Origin of the sequence: Pelagibacterium halotolerans (genome assembly GCF_044811015.1) — a bacterium.
Classification (GTDB): Bacteria; Pseudomonadota; Alphaproteobacteria; order Rhizobiales; family Devosiaceae; genus Pelagibacterium; species Pelagibacterium halotolerans_A.
Genome location: NZ_CP085243.1, coordinates 2,890,466 through 2,903,215 on the forward strand (window position 1 = coordinate 2,890,466; position 12,750 = coordinate 2,903,215).

12 protein-coding genes are annotated in these 12,750 nt (G+C 61.6%); 6 read left to right on the forward strand and 6 right to left on the reverse strand.

Annotated elements, in window-relative coordinates; translation table 11 throughout:
* Positions 1-132 precede the first annotated feature (132 nt).
* A complete protein-coding gene (gene cobS, locus LG281_RS13990) occupies positions 133-1,110 on the reverse strand; it encodes a cobaltochelatase subunit CobS (protein ID WP_404401717.1) in 978 nt (325 codons plus the stop codon).
* A gap of 124 nt (positions 1,111-1,234) precedes the next feature.
* Positions 1,235-1,885 (reverse strand): J domain-containing protein, encoded by a 651-nt coding sequence (locus LG281_RS13995; protein ID WP_404401719.1) that lies wholly within the window; start codon positions 1,883-1,885, stop codon positions 1,235-1,237.
* 131 nt (positions 1,886-2,016) lie between these two features.
* On the opposite strand from LG281_RS13995, the gene LG281_RS14000 reads away from it, so the two are divergent.
* Positions 2,017-2,274, forward strand: coding sequence for a BolA family protein (locus LG281_RS14000; protein ID WP_404401721.1), 258 nt, complete (start codon positions 2,017-2,019; stop codon positions 2,272-2,274).
* A 16-nt stretch (positions 2,275-2,290) separates the two neighbouring features.
* Here the strand turns inward: LG281_RS14000 and LG281_RS14005 are convergent, their stop codons facing one another.
* Genes LG281_RS14005 through LG281_RS14015 form a run of 3 tightly spaced genes read right to left on the reverse strand, consistent with a single transcriptional unit; the run spans position 2,291 to position 5,252 of the window.
* Positions 2,291-3,571 carry an HlyC/CorC family transporter gene (locus LG281_RS14005; RefSeq protein WP_404401723.1) on the reverse strand — a complete coding sequence of 427 codons (1,281 nt, stop codon included), beginning with the start codon at positions 3,569-3,571 and terminating at the stop codon, positions 2,291-2,293.
* On the reverse strand, positions 3,571-4,686 hold the full coding sequence (aroB, locus tag LG281_RS14010; RefSeq protein ID WP_404401725.1) for a 3-dehydroquinate synthase: 1,116 nt from the start codon (positions 4,684-4,686) through the stop codon (positions 3,571-3,573). Before aroB ends, LG281_RS14005 begins: the two co-directional genes overlap by 1 nt.
* Entirely contained in the window at positions 4,683-5,252 is a 570-nt protein-coding gene (locus LG281_RS14015; RefSeq protein WP_404401727.1) for a shikimate kinase, read from the reverse strand. The genes aroB and LG281_RS14015 overlap by 4 nt, the downstream gene beginning before the upstream one ends.
* 144 nt (positions 5,253-5,396) lie before the next feature.
* On the opposite strand from LG281_RS14015, the gene LG281_RS14020 reads away from it, so the two are divergent.
* The 5 genes from LG281_RS14020 (at position 5,397) to LG281_RS14040 (ending at position 10,896) form a co-directional block, all read left to right on the forward strand.
* Positions 5,397-5,555 carry a histidine kinase gene (locus tag LG281_RS14020; protein WP_404401729.1) on the forward strand — a complete coding sequence of 53 codons (159 nt, stop codon included), beginning with the start codon at positions 5,397-5,399 and terminating at the stop codon, positions 5,553-5,555.
* Positions 5,552-6,454: a site-specific tyrosine recombinase XerD gene (locus LG281_RS14025; RefSeq protein ID WP_404401731.1), complete on the forward strand. Its 903-nt coding sequence runs from the start codon at positions 5,552-5,554 to the stop codon at positions 6,452-6,454. The genes LG281_RS14020 and LG281_RS14025 overlap by 4 nt, the downstream gene beginning before the upstream one ends.
* Positions 6,455-6,587: 133 nt before the next feature.
* Positions 6,588-7,547, forward strand: a complete 960-nt coding sequence (locus tag LG281_RS14030; RefSeq protein ID WP_404401733.1) for an acetyl-CoA carboxylase carboxyltransferase subunit alpha — start codon at positions 6,588-6,590, stop codon at positions 7,545-7,547.
* Positions 7,548-7,674: 127 nt separating this feature from the next.
* Entirely contained in the window at positions 7,675-8,715 is a 1,041-nt protein-coding gene (locus tag LG281_RS14035; protein ID WP_404401735.1) for a L,D-transpeptidase family protein, read from the forward strand.
* A gap of 483 nt (positions 8,716-9,198) precedes the next feature.
* Positions 9,199-10,896, forward strand: coding sequence for a methyl-accepting chemotaxis protein (locus tag LG281_RS14040; RefSeq protein WP_404401737.1), 1,698 nt, complete (start codon positions 9,199-9,201; stop codon positions 10,894-10,896).
* Positions 10,897-10,944: 48 nt separating this feature from the next.
* Here LG281_RS14040 and LG281_RS14045 read toward each other — a convergent pair whose 3' ends face one another.
* A complete protein-coding gene (locus tag LG281_RS14045) occupies positions 10,945-12,714 on the reverse strand; it encodes an SLC13 family permease (RefSeq protein WP_404401739.1) in 1,770 nt (589 codons plus the stop codon).
* Positions 12,715-12,750: the final 36 nt, after the last annotated feature.

Genomic DNA, 12,750 nt, shown 5'->3' on the forward strand with positions numbered 1-12,750 from the left:
GGGGCGTCAGAGAGCTTGACCGTATATCCGATACGCTCTGCGCTCTCTTCCTGCCATTTGGCCATTTGCGTCTCCATCGTGAGTGCGAATTTGATAGGTCCCTGACCCTAGGGGCCGTGCATAGAAATGAGGTTAAGCGGAAATAGCCAGATTGGCTGCGGACTCGGGCAGGTCTTCGCCAAACACGCGTTGATAGAACTCAGCCACCACAGGGCGTTCGAGTTCGTCGCACTTGTTGAGGAAGGTCAGCCGGAAGGCAAAACCGATATCGCCGAAGATTTCCGCGTTTTCCGCCCAGGTGATCACACTCCGCGGGCTCATCACGGTCGACAGGTCGCCGTTGATAAAGGCCGAACGGGTGAGGTCGGCGACGCGCACCATGTTGGAAACGATCTTCTCGCCCTCGGGGTTCTGGTAGGACTTGGCCTTGGCCAGAACGATCCCGGTCTCCTTTTCATGCGGGAGATAGTTGAGCGTCGTCACGATCGACCAGCGGTCCATCTGGCCCTGGTTGATCTGCTGGGTGCCGTGATAGAGCCCCGACGTATCGCCCAGACCGATGGTGTTGGTGGTCGCGAACAGGCGGAAGGCCGGGTGGGGGCGGATGACGCGGTTCTGGTCGAGGAGCGTCAGGCGACCCGAGGCTTCGAGAATACGCTGGATCACGAACATCACATCGGGCCGGCCGGCGTCGTATTCGTCAAAGACGAGCGCGATGTTGTTTTGCACCGCCCAGGGCAGGATGCCGTCGCGGAACTCGGTGACCTGCTTGCCGTCCTTGAGAACGATCGCGTCCTTGCCCACGAGGTCGATACGCGAGACGTGGCTGTCGAGGTTGACGCGCACGAGCGGCCAGTTGAGGCGGGCGGCAACCTGCTCGATGTGGGTGGATTTGCCCGTGCCGTGATAGCCCTGCACCATCACACGACGGTTGAACGCAAAGCCGGCGAGAATCGCAAGCGTGGTGTTGCGGTCGAACAGGTAGTCGGGGTCGAGCTCGGGGACGTGGGGATCGGTTTCCTTATATCCCTTGACCACCAAGTCGCTGTCGATGCCGAACGTGTCACGGACGTTGTAATCGGTATCGGGCAGGTTGGAAAACTCAGTCATATCTTTGCCTCTTGAAAAGGCGCGTCTTTAATCGCGTCGGCAGGAGAAGTGCGCTGACCTATAACAGCATTGTCGCTGTTGGCCTAGACGGTCGTTTGCTGCTTATTTGTGCAGGCCGGCGCGCCTAGACAAGGCCTTTCGCTTTCAAGTGATTGTAGGCCGAAATGATCGCGCGCAGGCGCTCCTCGGAGCGCTTGTCGCCGCCATTGGCATCCGGATGGTGGATTTTGACGAGGCTCTTATAGGCCGATTTGATTTCCTCGCGCGATTTGCGGCCCTCGAGCCCCAGGGTTTCGAGTGCCATGCGGTCCTGGCCGGTGAGCGTGACCTCGCGTTCGGTGTGCGTGCTGCCGGTGGCGCGGGCCTGGTTGCGCTGGAGGCGCGCGAACAGGTTATTGGGGTCGTGCATGCGCTTGCCCGTATAGTCGCGCGTCTTGAACTTGCGCGGCTGCGGGTTCGATGCGCCGAATCGGTTGGATCCGAACGCCCATGTTTCCTTGCTGCCTGGCGCGTTCATCTTCTGGGCATGGTTTGCGATCTCCTCGTCGCTCATGCCGGAGAAGTAGTTGTAGGCCTTGTTGTAGTGGCGCACATGCTCAAGGCAGAAATTGTGAAACTGGCCTTCGGAGGCGGCACCCTTGGGGGCCTTGTAGATCCCGGGGTTGTCGCAGCCATCCCAATCGCAGCCCGGATGCGTCTCGGCCTGTGCCTCGGTGGCGCCGCCGCGGCGGGGCTTGATGCGAATGGATTCGAACAGTTTATTCGTCTCTTTCATCGTCACTTTCTTGTCGTCAGAATACGTGCCAACGCCTTGCGCAAATCGCAGCCCATGAGCATATACCCTTTCGTATCCTTTTGCCCCGGCCTTATTGGCCAAAATCGATCCCGAGGCCTGTTGACATCATCATGAGCGTACGTGACACGATAGAAGCCACGCTGACCGAGCGGTTCTCCCCCACCTTTCTCGAAGTCGAGGACCAATCCGAGCGCCATCGCGGTCATGCCGGCTGGCGCGAGGGCGGCAACACCCATTTCCGTGTCCGTATCGCCAGCGAAAAGCTCGCGGGGCTTAGCCGTGTGGCGCAACATCGTGCCATCAATGAGGCATTGAAGCCGCAATTCGACGCCGGTCTCCACGCGTTGGCGATCGAGGTGGAGAGTTGAGTCCCGGCGTTTTGCGCTATTTCACCGCCACCGTCTGATCGATCGGCGTCACCCGCAGCTGCGTGATCCGGTTGTGGCTCTTCTTGAGCACTTTAAAGCGCAGGTTGTGGAAGGTGAACTGCTGGCCCGGCTCGGGAATGAGCTTGGCTTCGTGAATCACGAGACCAGCCAGCGTTGTTGCTTCCTCATCGGGCAGGTTCCAGTCGAGCGCGCGGTTGAGGTCCCGGATCGGCAAGCTGCCGTCCATAATATAGGAACCATCGGCCTGCTTTGTCAGGCCCTCGATGACGGTATCGTGCTCGTCGGCGATATCGCCCACGATTTCCTCAAGGATGTCCTCGAGCGTCACCAGCCCCTGCACTTCGCCATATTCATCGACGACCAGCGCAAAATGGAGCTTGCGCTTCAAAAAGGCGTTCAACTGAGCCTGGACCGATGTCGTGTCGGGCACGAACCATGGCTTGAAGGCGATGCGCTGGACGTTAACCTTGGAAATATCGCCCTCGGCCTTCTGGATGGCGCGCAGCAGGTCCTTGGCGTGGACGACGCCGACGATATTGTCCTGCTTGTCGCGGTAGAGCGGCACGCGCGTAAAGGGGCTGTCGAGAATGGCGCCAATCAGCTCGTCCGCCGGCATGTCCGCGTCGAGCGCCAGCATACGGGTGCGGTGCACCATGACGTCGGAGACCTCAAGCTCACGCAGGTCGAGAATACCATCGAGCATGTCGCGGTCGTGCTTGACCACCTCGCCTTCGGAATGGAGATAGTCCACGGTGCCGCGCAGCTCTTCATGGGCAGAGATCGCGCTGGCCTTGGAGGTGTCGAGACCGAAGCCGCGCAGGATGAGATTAACAAGTCCCTGGACCGCGTGTGTCACCGGCGCGAACAGGAAAACGATGACGCGGATGACCGGCGCGACGACGAGCGCGAAGCCGTCGGGGCGCAAAAGCGCGAGGGTCTTGGGCAGCACCTCGGAGAAGATGACGACCGCAGCGGTCATGGCGAGCGTCGCATAGGCGATACCGGCTTCCCCGAAAATCTGGATCAGCACGCTCGCGGCGAGGGTCGAGGCGAGAATGTTGACGACATTGTTGCCCAGAAGGATGGCGCCGATCAGGCGTTCCTTTTCCGCCGTCAGCTTTTCGACAACGGTTGCGCGCGGATTGCCCGAGCGCGCAAGCTGATGCATGCGCGCCCGCGATGCAGCCGTCAGCGCGGTTTCCGAGCCCGAAAAGAAAAAGCTCATCGCCAGAAGTGCGATGATGGCACCAAGAGACAACCAGAGGGTTGCGTCCATTATCGTATGTCCTCAAGGAAGGCGTGTACCTGTGCCGGATCGACGTTGCGCTCGATGAACGACTGCCCGATCCCGCGCGTTAAAATGAACGTCAGAGCGCCGCGGGAAACCTTCTTGTCCTGCGCAATCATATCTATCAACTGGGAAGTGGGCGGCAAGTCTCCGGGAATGTCAGCCAATGTAGTGGGCAGGCCCGCGCTTTGCAAATGGGCGATGACGCGGCTCACGTCCTGCCCCGGGCAGAGTCCCAGTTTTTGGGAGAACTGATGCGCGAGCACCATGCCGATGGCGACACCCTCGCCATGCAGAAGACGGTCTGAATAGCCTGTGGCTTTTTCGAGCGCGTGGCCGAAGGTGTGTCCAAGGTTCAAAAGCGCGCGGGCGCCGGTTTCGCGTTCGTCTTCTGCGACCACGCGAGCCTTTGCGGCGCAGGAGCGCGCGATGGCTTCGGCGCGGGCGGGGCCGCCTGAAGCGATATCGTTGAAATTGTCCTCGAGCCAGAAGAAAAATTCCGCATCGTCGATCAGCCCGTATTTGGCGACTTCGGCGTAGCCCGCGCGGAACTGGCGCTCGGGGAGCGTGTCGAGCGCGGACAGGTCGGCGAGGACGAGGCGCGGCTGGTGGAAGGCGCCGACGAGGTTTTTGCCGTATTGCGAATTGATCCCCGTCTTGCCGCCGACCGAAGAATCGACCTGGGCAAGAAGCGAGGTGGGGACCTGCACGAAATCCATGCCGCGCCGGGCGACGGAGGCGGCGAAACCGGCGAGATCGCCGATCACGCCGCCGCCGAGGGCGATGACGATGTCATTGCGCTCAAGTTTCGCCGCAAGAACGGCGTCGACGACATGTTCGAAGTTCGCATAGGACTTGCTCGCTTCGCCCGCAGCTACGGTTATGGTGGTGTGCGCCAGCCCTTGCGCATTGAGCGACGCGATGAGCCGCGGGAGCTGCGCCTCTGCGACGTTCTCGTCGGTGACGATGCCGAAGCGGGCGCCGGGGAAAAGCGTTTTGAGCCGTTCGCCCGCGCTGTCTATGGCATTCCTGCCAATGACGATATCGTACGCGCGGTCTCCCAGCGGGACGGTGACGATGGTCTCGGCGGGATTATCGGTCATGGTCGGCTTTCCGCTTTCAGAAAGGTGTCGAGCGCTTGGAGGATGTCGTCGACGACGGCGTCGTGCGGTACGTCGCGCGAAGTGATGGTGATGTCGGCGAGCGCGTAGGTCGGATAGCGTGCGTCGATCAGGGCCTGCAGCGTTCCGCGCGGGTCGGGTGTTTTGAGCAAGGGTCGGTTCGAGCGGCGCGAGACGCGGGAAAAGAGCAACTCGAACTCCGCCTTGATCCAGATCGAGACCGCCAGCTGCTTTGCGAGCGCGCGGGTCTCAGCGCTCATGAAGGCGCCACCACCGGTCGCGATGATGCCTTTGTGTTCGCGCAGGAGCCGCGCGATGACGCGGGTCTCGCCAGCGCGGAATTCGTCTTCGCCATGGGTGGAGAATATGTCGGGGACCGGCATGCCGGCGGCGGTTTCGATCTCGGCATCGGAGTCGACGAAATCAAGCCCCAGGCGCGCTGCGAGACGGCGGCCGACGGTGGTCTTGCCGGCGCCCATCATCCCCACGAGCAGGATCGGCCGCCCGGCGAGAAGCTCTACGATCTCGTCATTGGCCGATCGCAACATGGCTTGGCGTCCCTTCTCGTCCCATCTTCGGCCCGATCCTTCCGCGTGCCCGCCGTGTTCAAGCGCCGGGAGCCGGCAATGTCAAGCGACCATGCTGCGCGATAAATCTGGAACTTGTTTACCTCAATGGAGTAAGGTCCGGCCATGCCTACACTGTTCCGCCTCCTTATTCTGACCGCCTTTATCGTCGGGCTCGCCTATGCGGGGATGTTCGCGCTCATGGTTTTCGTCGAGCCGCGGGAAAAGGAGGTCGTTGTCCGCGTGCCCACCTCCGCGCTTCTGGCCGAGAGCAACAGGCAATGAGCTCCGAGGACCATATCCTTGAGGCCTTCCTCGAAATGATGAGCGCCGAGCGCGGTGCGGCAGCCAATACGATTGCGAGCTACAGACGGGACATTGAGGACTATCTGGGCGCGCTCGCGGCCAAGGGGCAGCGGGCGCTTGGTGCGCCGCGCGAGGCGGTGGCCGATTACCTCGCCGGGCTCGAAGCACAGGGGCTCGCCGCAAGCTCGCAGGCGCGGCGGTTGAGCGCGATCCGGCAGTTCCACCGGTTTCTCGTTTCGGACGGTCTTCGTGAAGACGACCCGACGCGGATCATCGCAAGCCCCAAGCCGGGCCGGCCGCTGCCCAAGGTGATGAGCGTTGCCGATGTCGACAGGTTGCTTGCGCTTGCCGAAGAGGAAGCGTCCAGGGGCGAGGAAAAGGCGCTTCGGCTCTATGTGTTGCTTGAACTGCTCTACGCCACCGGCTTGCGCGTTTCCGAACTCGTGGCGCTCGAGCGTAAGGCGCTGATGCGGGATGCGAGCTATCTGACGGTCACCGGCAAGGGCGGGAAAGAGCGGATCGTGCCGCTCAACGACCGCGCGCGCGACGCGCTGATGGGGTGGCTCGAAAAGCGCGAGAAGACGCGGTTCATGTTTCCGGCCTCGGGTGCAGAGGGGCATCTGGCGCGGCAGGTGTTCGCGCGAGATTTGAAAGCATTGGCCGCGCGGGCGGGATTATCGGCAGCACTGGTCAGCCCGCATGCGCTCCGGCATGCTTTCGCCAGCCATTTGCTGCAGCATGGCGCGGATTTGCGGGTAGTGCAGATGCTTTTAGGCCACGCGGACATCTCGACAACGCAGATTTACACCCATGTCCTCGATGAACATTTGCGCGACCTTTTGGAAACACGGCATCCATTGAGCGAGAGCAGTTCTTGACAATCCCCCACGATCTAGACACTTTCGCGCCACTTTGGGGGCATAGCGAAAGCCGCCCGCACCGGACGGTCTTCCAGGTCTGGTCTAGCCTTAAGAAAAATGAGAAGGTTGCCCGAAAAACCGGGCAGAGTGCATGCAGTCATATCTCGATTTCGAAAAGCCGGTCGCTGAGCTCGAAGGCAAGATCGCCGAGCTCAAATCCCTTGCGCAGACCGATGACGCAGTCTCGATTTCCGACGAGGTGCTGCGGCTTCAGCAGCGTGCCGACGACGCACTCAAGGATATCTACAGAAAGCTTAGCCCCTGGCAGAAAACGCAGGTCGCGCGGCACCCGCAGCGCCCGCATTTCTCCGATTATTGCAAGGCGATGGTGACCGAGTGGACGCCGCTTGCCGGCGACCGCAAATATGCAGAGGATCCGGCAATTCAGGCCGGGTTCGGGCGGATCGACGGGCACCCCGTCGCCATTCTTGGCCAGGAAAAGGGCAGCGACACCGAAAGTCGATTGAAGCACAATTTCGGCATGGCGCGGCCCGAGGGCTACCGCAAGGCGGTGCGCCTGATGGAGATGGCCGACCGGTTCGGACTCCCCGTTGTTTCGTTTGTCGATACCGCCGGTGCCTATCCGGGTATCGGCGCGGAAGAGCGGGGACAGGCCGAGGCGATTGCGCGCTCGACCGAAAAGTGCCTCGAACTCGGCGTGCCCAATATAGCGCTGGTGATCGGCGAGGGCGGTTCGGGCGGGGCGATTGCGATTGCGACGGCCAACAAGGTCCTCATGCTCGAACACGCGATCTATTCGGTGATCTCGCCCGAGCCCGGCGCGGCGATCCTTTTCCGCGATGCGGGCCGCGCGCAGGATATGGCGGCGGCGCAGAAGATCACGGCGCAAGACCTACTTTCGATGGGCATTATCGACGGCATCATCGATGAGCCGATTGGAGGAGCGCACCGCAAGCCCGATGTCGTGATCGCGGAGGCGAAGAAGCAGATCGTTTCGTTCGTCGATACGTTCGGGAAAGGCTACGGCCCGCTGGAGATCCGCGAACACCGGCGCGAAAAATTCCTGGCCATGGGGACCGCGCTCTCCTAAAATTGAGCGGGATTTTTTTGCAAATTGCGCGGATTTGTGCTTCGGGCGCGCGAAAATCTTACCCCGTCTTAACCATCAAGGCGCGATGGTTGGCTCTTGGGGGCGGGCTACTAGGGCAAGGGCATAAATGGTCGTCTCTATCATCCGCACGGTGCTGGCCGCTTTGGTCGTGGGCGCATTTGTTATCGCGTGTTCGCCGCTTGAAGGCGATGGGCGTCATCTGATTCCGCTCTCGCGTGTCGCCGAATCCAAGCTTGCCTCGATAGGTTCCTCGCCCGGTGCCGCGATGATGGTGCGGATTTTCAAGGAGGAGGCCAAGCTCGAGGTCTGGAAGCAGGCCAGCGACGGCACCTATAAACTCTTCGATACTTACGACATCTGTGCGTGGTCGGGCGAGCTGGGCCCCAAATTCGCCGAAGGCGATCGGCAGGCGCCCGAGGGATTTTATACGATCACGCCGGGGCTGATGAACCCCAATTCGAACTATCATCTCGCGTTCAATCTGGGCTTTCCGAACAAGTTCGACCGTGCCCACGGCCGCACGGGGTCTCATCTGATGGTCCATGGCGCATGCTCTTCGGCCGGGTGCTACGCCATGGAAGACGAGCAGATCACCGAAATTTATGCGCTCGCGCGCGAAGCCTTCGAGGGTGGGCAGCGCAATTTCGAGGTACAGATCTTCCCCTTCCGGATGACGCCTGAAAATCTCGCGCGGCACCAGGAGAGCCCGCACATGGATTTCTGGCAGAATATCAAGGAAGGCTACGACTATTTCGAAGTCGCCAAGCAGCCGCCGGCATGGGATGTGTGCAATGGGCGCTATGTCTTCGTGCAACCGTCAGCCGCCGCCGCCGCGGCCAGTATGGCCGGCTCATGTCCGCCGGTCAGGGCCGATGAGGCGATCGTGACCGCATTCATGGCCAAGCAGCAGGCCGACGCGCGGGCGCTCAATGCTGAAATAACCCGGCTTGCCGAGGCCGAGGCGGCGGCGCTTGCGGCCGAGCAGCGCAGGGCGGAGGCTCAGGCCGCCGCCGAGGCGCGGGGCGACGCGCTCAACGATGCGGTCAATGGTTTCTTCGATACGCTGTTGAGTCCGTTCGGTGGCGGCGAAGAGGCCGTCGAGGATACCGAAACGGCGTCGGGCGAGACTGCCTCGAACGCGGGTTAGCGGAACTCGCACAGTGATTTTGACAGGTTGCACGATCTCTCCTTCACTCCGCCGTCATCCTCGCGTCAAACGTACTGCTGTCCGGTTCATGGCAAAGCCGTGCCTCCCCCACCACCGTGTCACCCCGGGACGTGTTCCCGGGATCCATTGCCAGGTGCACAGGACCTTGTGCGTGCGAACCGGGCGCTGATTACCCGGTTCGTTTGAACACAAGGACGAGTCCTTCCACGCGCTGGACAGCGCGTGGCTGGTTTCCGGGGACAAGCCCCGGCATGACGGCGGGGGGAGGCAAGGCCGTGCAACCTGTCAAAATCACTGTGCAGAACAACTAGCCCGGATGCCTTTTATGGTCATTGTTATCCTGAATGCGCATGCCATATCCACTTCGCGCACAGATTTGAAACGCCCTGTGAAAAGTAAATCTTGATTAACCCTGAAAGCACTAGCTCGGCTGGATCGGTTACTTTTCAAGGGAGACAATAGGTGCAGCAAAGCCGGGTCGACGCGCTGGATGCGCGTCTTGAATTCATGGGAATGGACGCCGCGTCCGTCGAGCGGATTGCTTCACTGCAGCCGCTTGTTGCCGACCATATCGGTGGCGCGCTCGATACGTTCTATAAAAAACTGGTCACCGTGCCAGAAGTGTCACAGTTCTTCTCCGATCCGGCGCATATAGAGCATGCACGGAGCCGTCAGAGCCAGCATTGGGAATCCATCGCCGCTGGCCGGTTCGATGAGGCATACTTCAAGGGCAGTAACGTCATTGGACAGGTGCATGCGCGTATCGGGCTCGAGCCGAAATGGTATATCGGCGGTTATGCTCTCATCGTTGAGGAGCTGATCAAGCGCGTAAGCGCCGCTTATTTCAAGAAGGCCGTATCGGGTAAGCGAAGCTTCGGTTTTGGTGGCGGCTTTACTGAGCATGACATGGAGGACTTTGCCAGCAGCCTGGCGGCTCTCATCAAGGGCGTGCTCCTTGATATGGACATCGCCGTCAGTACGTATTTCGACAAGACTACCGAAGAGTGTCACGACCTCAACCGGCAGATCACCGACGTCGTTGCGGCAGCCGAGAACGGCGATTTTTCAGGCCGTGTCCAGATGAAGGCGCACGATCAGTCTCTTCAGGCTCTCGGAGATAGTATCAATAACCTCATGACGCTCGTCGGAACCGGGATCGCCAAGGCCGGCGATATGCTCTCGGCATTGGCGAATGCCGACCTGTCCGGGCGGATGACGGGCGAGTTCAAGGGCGCCTTCAAGGATCTGCAGGACAACGCCAACGCCGTGGCCGACCGGCTCACCGAGATCGTCGGACAGCTGCGGCAATCATCGGCCTCGCTACGGACGGCGACGGGGGAAATCCTCGCCGGGTCTGGAGATTTGGCCGAGCGGACGACCAAGCAGGCTGCCGCGCTCGAAGAAACCAGCGCGGCCATGGAGCAGCTCTCCGCGACCGTTGCGGAAAACGCAGAGCGGGCAAAATCCGCGAACGCCAAGGCCGGCGACGTCTCGGATGCCGCCGAGCAGAGCGGCCTCGTCATGGATCGCGCCAACAGTGCCATGGACCGCATATCGCAGTCGGCGAGTCAGATCTCCAATATCATCGGCATGATCGACGATATCGCGTTCCAGACCAATCTTCTCGCGCTCAACGCTTCGGTCGAAGCCGCGCGTGCCGGGGAAGCCGGCAAGGGGTTCGCGGTCGTAGCGATCGAGGTGCGCAGGCTGGCCCAGAGTGCGGCGGACGCGTCCGCGGAGGTCAAGGCGCTGATCGAAAAGAGCGCCGACGAGGTCGAGGGCGGCTCGAAGCTCGTTGCCGAGGCGGCGGACAAGGTCGCGCATATGCTCAACGACATCCGGGAAAACCGGACCCTCATCGAACAGATCGCGGCAGCCAATCAGGAGCAGGCAGGCACGATCCGCGAAGTGAGCAGTTCCGTGCGCCAGATCGACGAGATGACGCAGCACAATGCGGCGCTCGTCGAGGAGACAAACAGCGCGATCGCGCAGACCGAGGCGCAAGCCAACGAGCTCGACAGGATCGTGGACGTTTTCAAAACGGAGGCGGATACGCCCTCCGCAAGCGGGACGCAGCCGCCGCGGTCCCCTCGCACGGCGGCCAGACTTTACGGGATCGATGGCAACGCCGCCATCAGCGAGGATTGGCAGGACTTCTAGTCCTTGCCAGCGGTGCGGCCCGGGGGCATACGGGCCGCACCACCCTCCTCATAGCGGCCAGACGAGCATGATCATCGGCACCGCGACTGCCGTGACGATCACTTCGAGCGGCAGGCCCATACGCCAGTAGTCGCCAAACCGGTAGCCGCCAGGACCGAGGATGAGCATGTTGTTCTTATGCCCGATGGGAGTGAGGAACGCGCAGCTCGAACCCACGGCGACTGCCATCAGGAAGGAATCGGGGTTGACCCCCAGGGTCTGCGCGAGCTGCACCGAGATCGGGGCGGCGACGACGGCGGTGGCGGTATTGTTGAGGACGTCCGAAAGCGTCATGGTGACAACAAGGACGAGTGTGACTGCGGCCCAGGCGGGCAGGCCCATGCTTATGTCCGCCAATGCCTGGGCGATGATGAGCGTACCTCCGGTTTCCTCGAGCGCGATGCCGATGGGGATCATCGATCCCAAAAGCACGATCACTGGCCATTCTACGGAGTCGTAGAGGTCCCTCAGTGGCAGAATGTCAAAGAGGACGAAGCCCATTGCGACGGCACCCAGGGCGATGGGCAGCGGAACGAACCCCATGACTGCCGCGGCGATGGCCGCGGCAAACATGCCGATGGCGCCCCAGGCCTTTTCGTGACGGGTGAGCGCGCGCTCCCCGCGCTTCAATGAAAGCGTGCCCGAGCGGTGGGTGAAGGATTGAATCGCTTCGGGGGTACCGAGCAACAACATGACGTCACCAGCCTGCAGCGGCGTCGTCCGGATGCGCTCGCTGATCTTGCGGCCTTCCCGGCTCAACCCGACGAGCGACAGGCCACGGCCGCGCAGGAGATAAACGTCGTTGGCGCGCCTGCCCACGAGGCCGGTATCACGGGGGATGACGACTTCGGCGAGGGTCATTTCGGATGTTACCTCGGCAATCTCGCCGGCCTTGCCTTGATGGCGGAGCCCGAGCGCGCCCGCGAGTGCTTCGATCGCCTCGGCCGACCCGAGGACGATCAGGATATCGCCTTGTGCGATCACCTCGTTGCGGGCGCGGCCTGGCAAGCGCTTGCCTTTGCGTACGAGCCCCAGGATCGCGCAGTCGTGTTCGGTCGCTGGCGCATCGAGATCGCGCATTTTCTGTTCGACCGCCTTGGACCCCTCGGCGACGATGAGTTCGGCAATGAAATCCTCGGGCGCGGGCTCGGTCCCATCGGTCTTGCCGCCGCGCGCGGGGATCAGGCGCCAACCGATAAGCGCAACGTATGCAATGCCGACAATGGCGCATGCCGCGCCGACGGGCGCGAAATCGAACATGGAGTACGAGGCACCCAGAGCTTGATTGCGGTAGGCTGCGATGATGATGTTGGGCGGCGTCCCGATCAGGGTCACGAGACCGCCAAGGATCGTCGCGAACGACAGCGGCATCAATGACAATGCAGGGCTGCGTCCGGCCTTTTTCGCTGCCTGGATATCCACGGGCATGAAAAGCGCGAGGGTTGCAACATTGTTCATGAAGGCTGAAAGCACGCCGGCGATTGTGCCGGTGATCGCGATATGCTGTCCGAGGCTGCGCCCGCTATCCACGGCTACGCGGCCGATTAGGTCGACCGCTCCCGAACGGCTCAGGCCAGCTGAAACGATAAGGACCAGCGCAACGATAATTGTGGCCTCATGGCCAAAGCCGGTATAGGCGGTCTCGGCAGGGATGGCACCGATCACAACGCCGACGATGAGCGCCGAAAACGCGACGATATCGTAACGCCATTTGCCCCAAAGCAGTCCGATCAGAACCAGGGCAATGAGGGTGAAAAGCGCAATCTGTTCGTAAGTCAAATAATCCCCCGGGGCCGCTGGGTGTTTTTCAACGGC

What these genes read in the sequence shown, in the direction of transcription:
- LG281_RS14005 (WP_404401723.1), bottom strand. Translation starts at nt 3,571, where the DNA reads ATGGACGCAACCCTCTGGTTGTCTCTTGGTGCCATCATCGCACTTCTG.
- LG281_RS13995 (WP_404401719.1), bottom strand. Translation starts at nt 1,885, where the DNA reads ATGAAAGAGACGAATAAACTGTTCGAATCCATTCGCATCAAGCCCCGC.
- LG281_RS14030 (WP_404401733.1), top strand. Translation starts at nt 6,588, where the DNA reads ATGCAGTCATATCTCGATTTCGAAAAGCCGGTCGCTGAGCTCGAAGGC.
- LG281_RS14020 (WP_404401729.1), top strand. Translation starts at nt 5,397, where the DNA reads ATGCCTACACTGTTCCGCCTCCTTATTCTGACCGCCTTTATCGTCGGG.
- aroB (WP_404401725.1), bottom strand. Translation starts at nt 4,686, where the DNA reads ATGACCGATAATCCCGCCGAGACCATCGTCACCGTCCCGCTGGGAGAC.
- LG281_RS14000 (WP_404401721.1), top strand. Translation starts at nt 2,017, where the DNA reads ATGAGCGTACGTGACACGATAGAAGCCACGCTGACCGAGCGGTTCTCC.
- LG281_RS14025 (WP_404401731.1), top strand. Translation starts at nt 5,552, where the DNA reads ATGAGCTCCGAGGACCATATCCTTGAGGCCTTCCTCGAAATGATGAGC.
- LG281_RS14035 (WP_404401735.1), top strand. Translation starts at nt 7,675, where the DNA reads ATGGTCGTCTCTATCATCCGCACGGTGCTGGCCGCTTTGGTCGTGGGC.
- cobS (WP_404401717.1), bottom strand. Translation starts at nt 1,110, where the DNA reads ATGACTGAGTTTTCCAACCTGCCCGATACCGATTACAACGTCCGTGAC.
- LG281_RS14015 (WP_404401727.1), bottom strand. Translation starts at nt 5,252, where the DNA reads ATGTTGCGATCGGCCAATGACGAGATCGTAGAGCTTCTCGCCGGGCGG.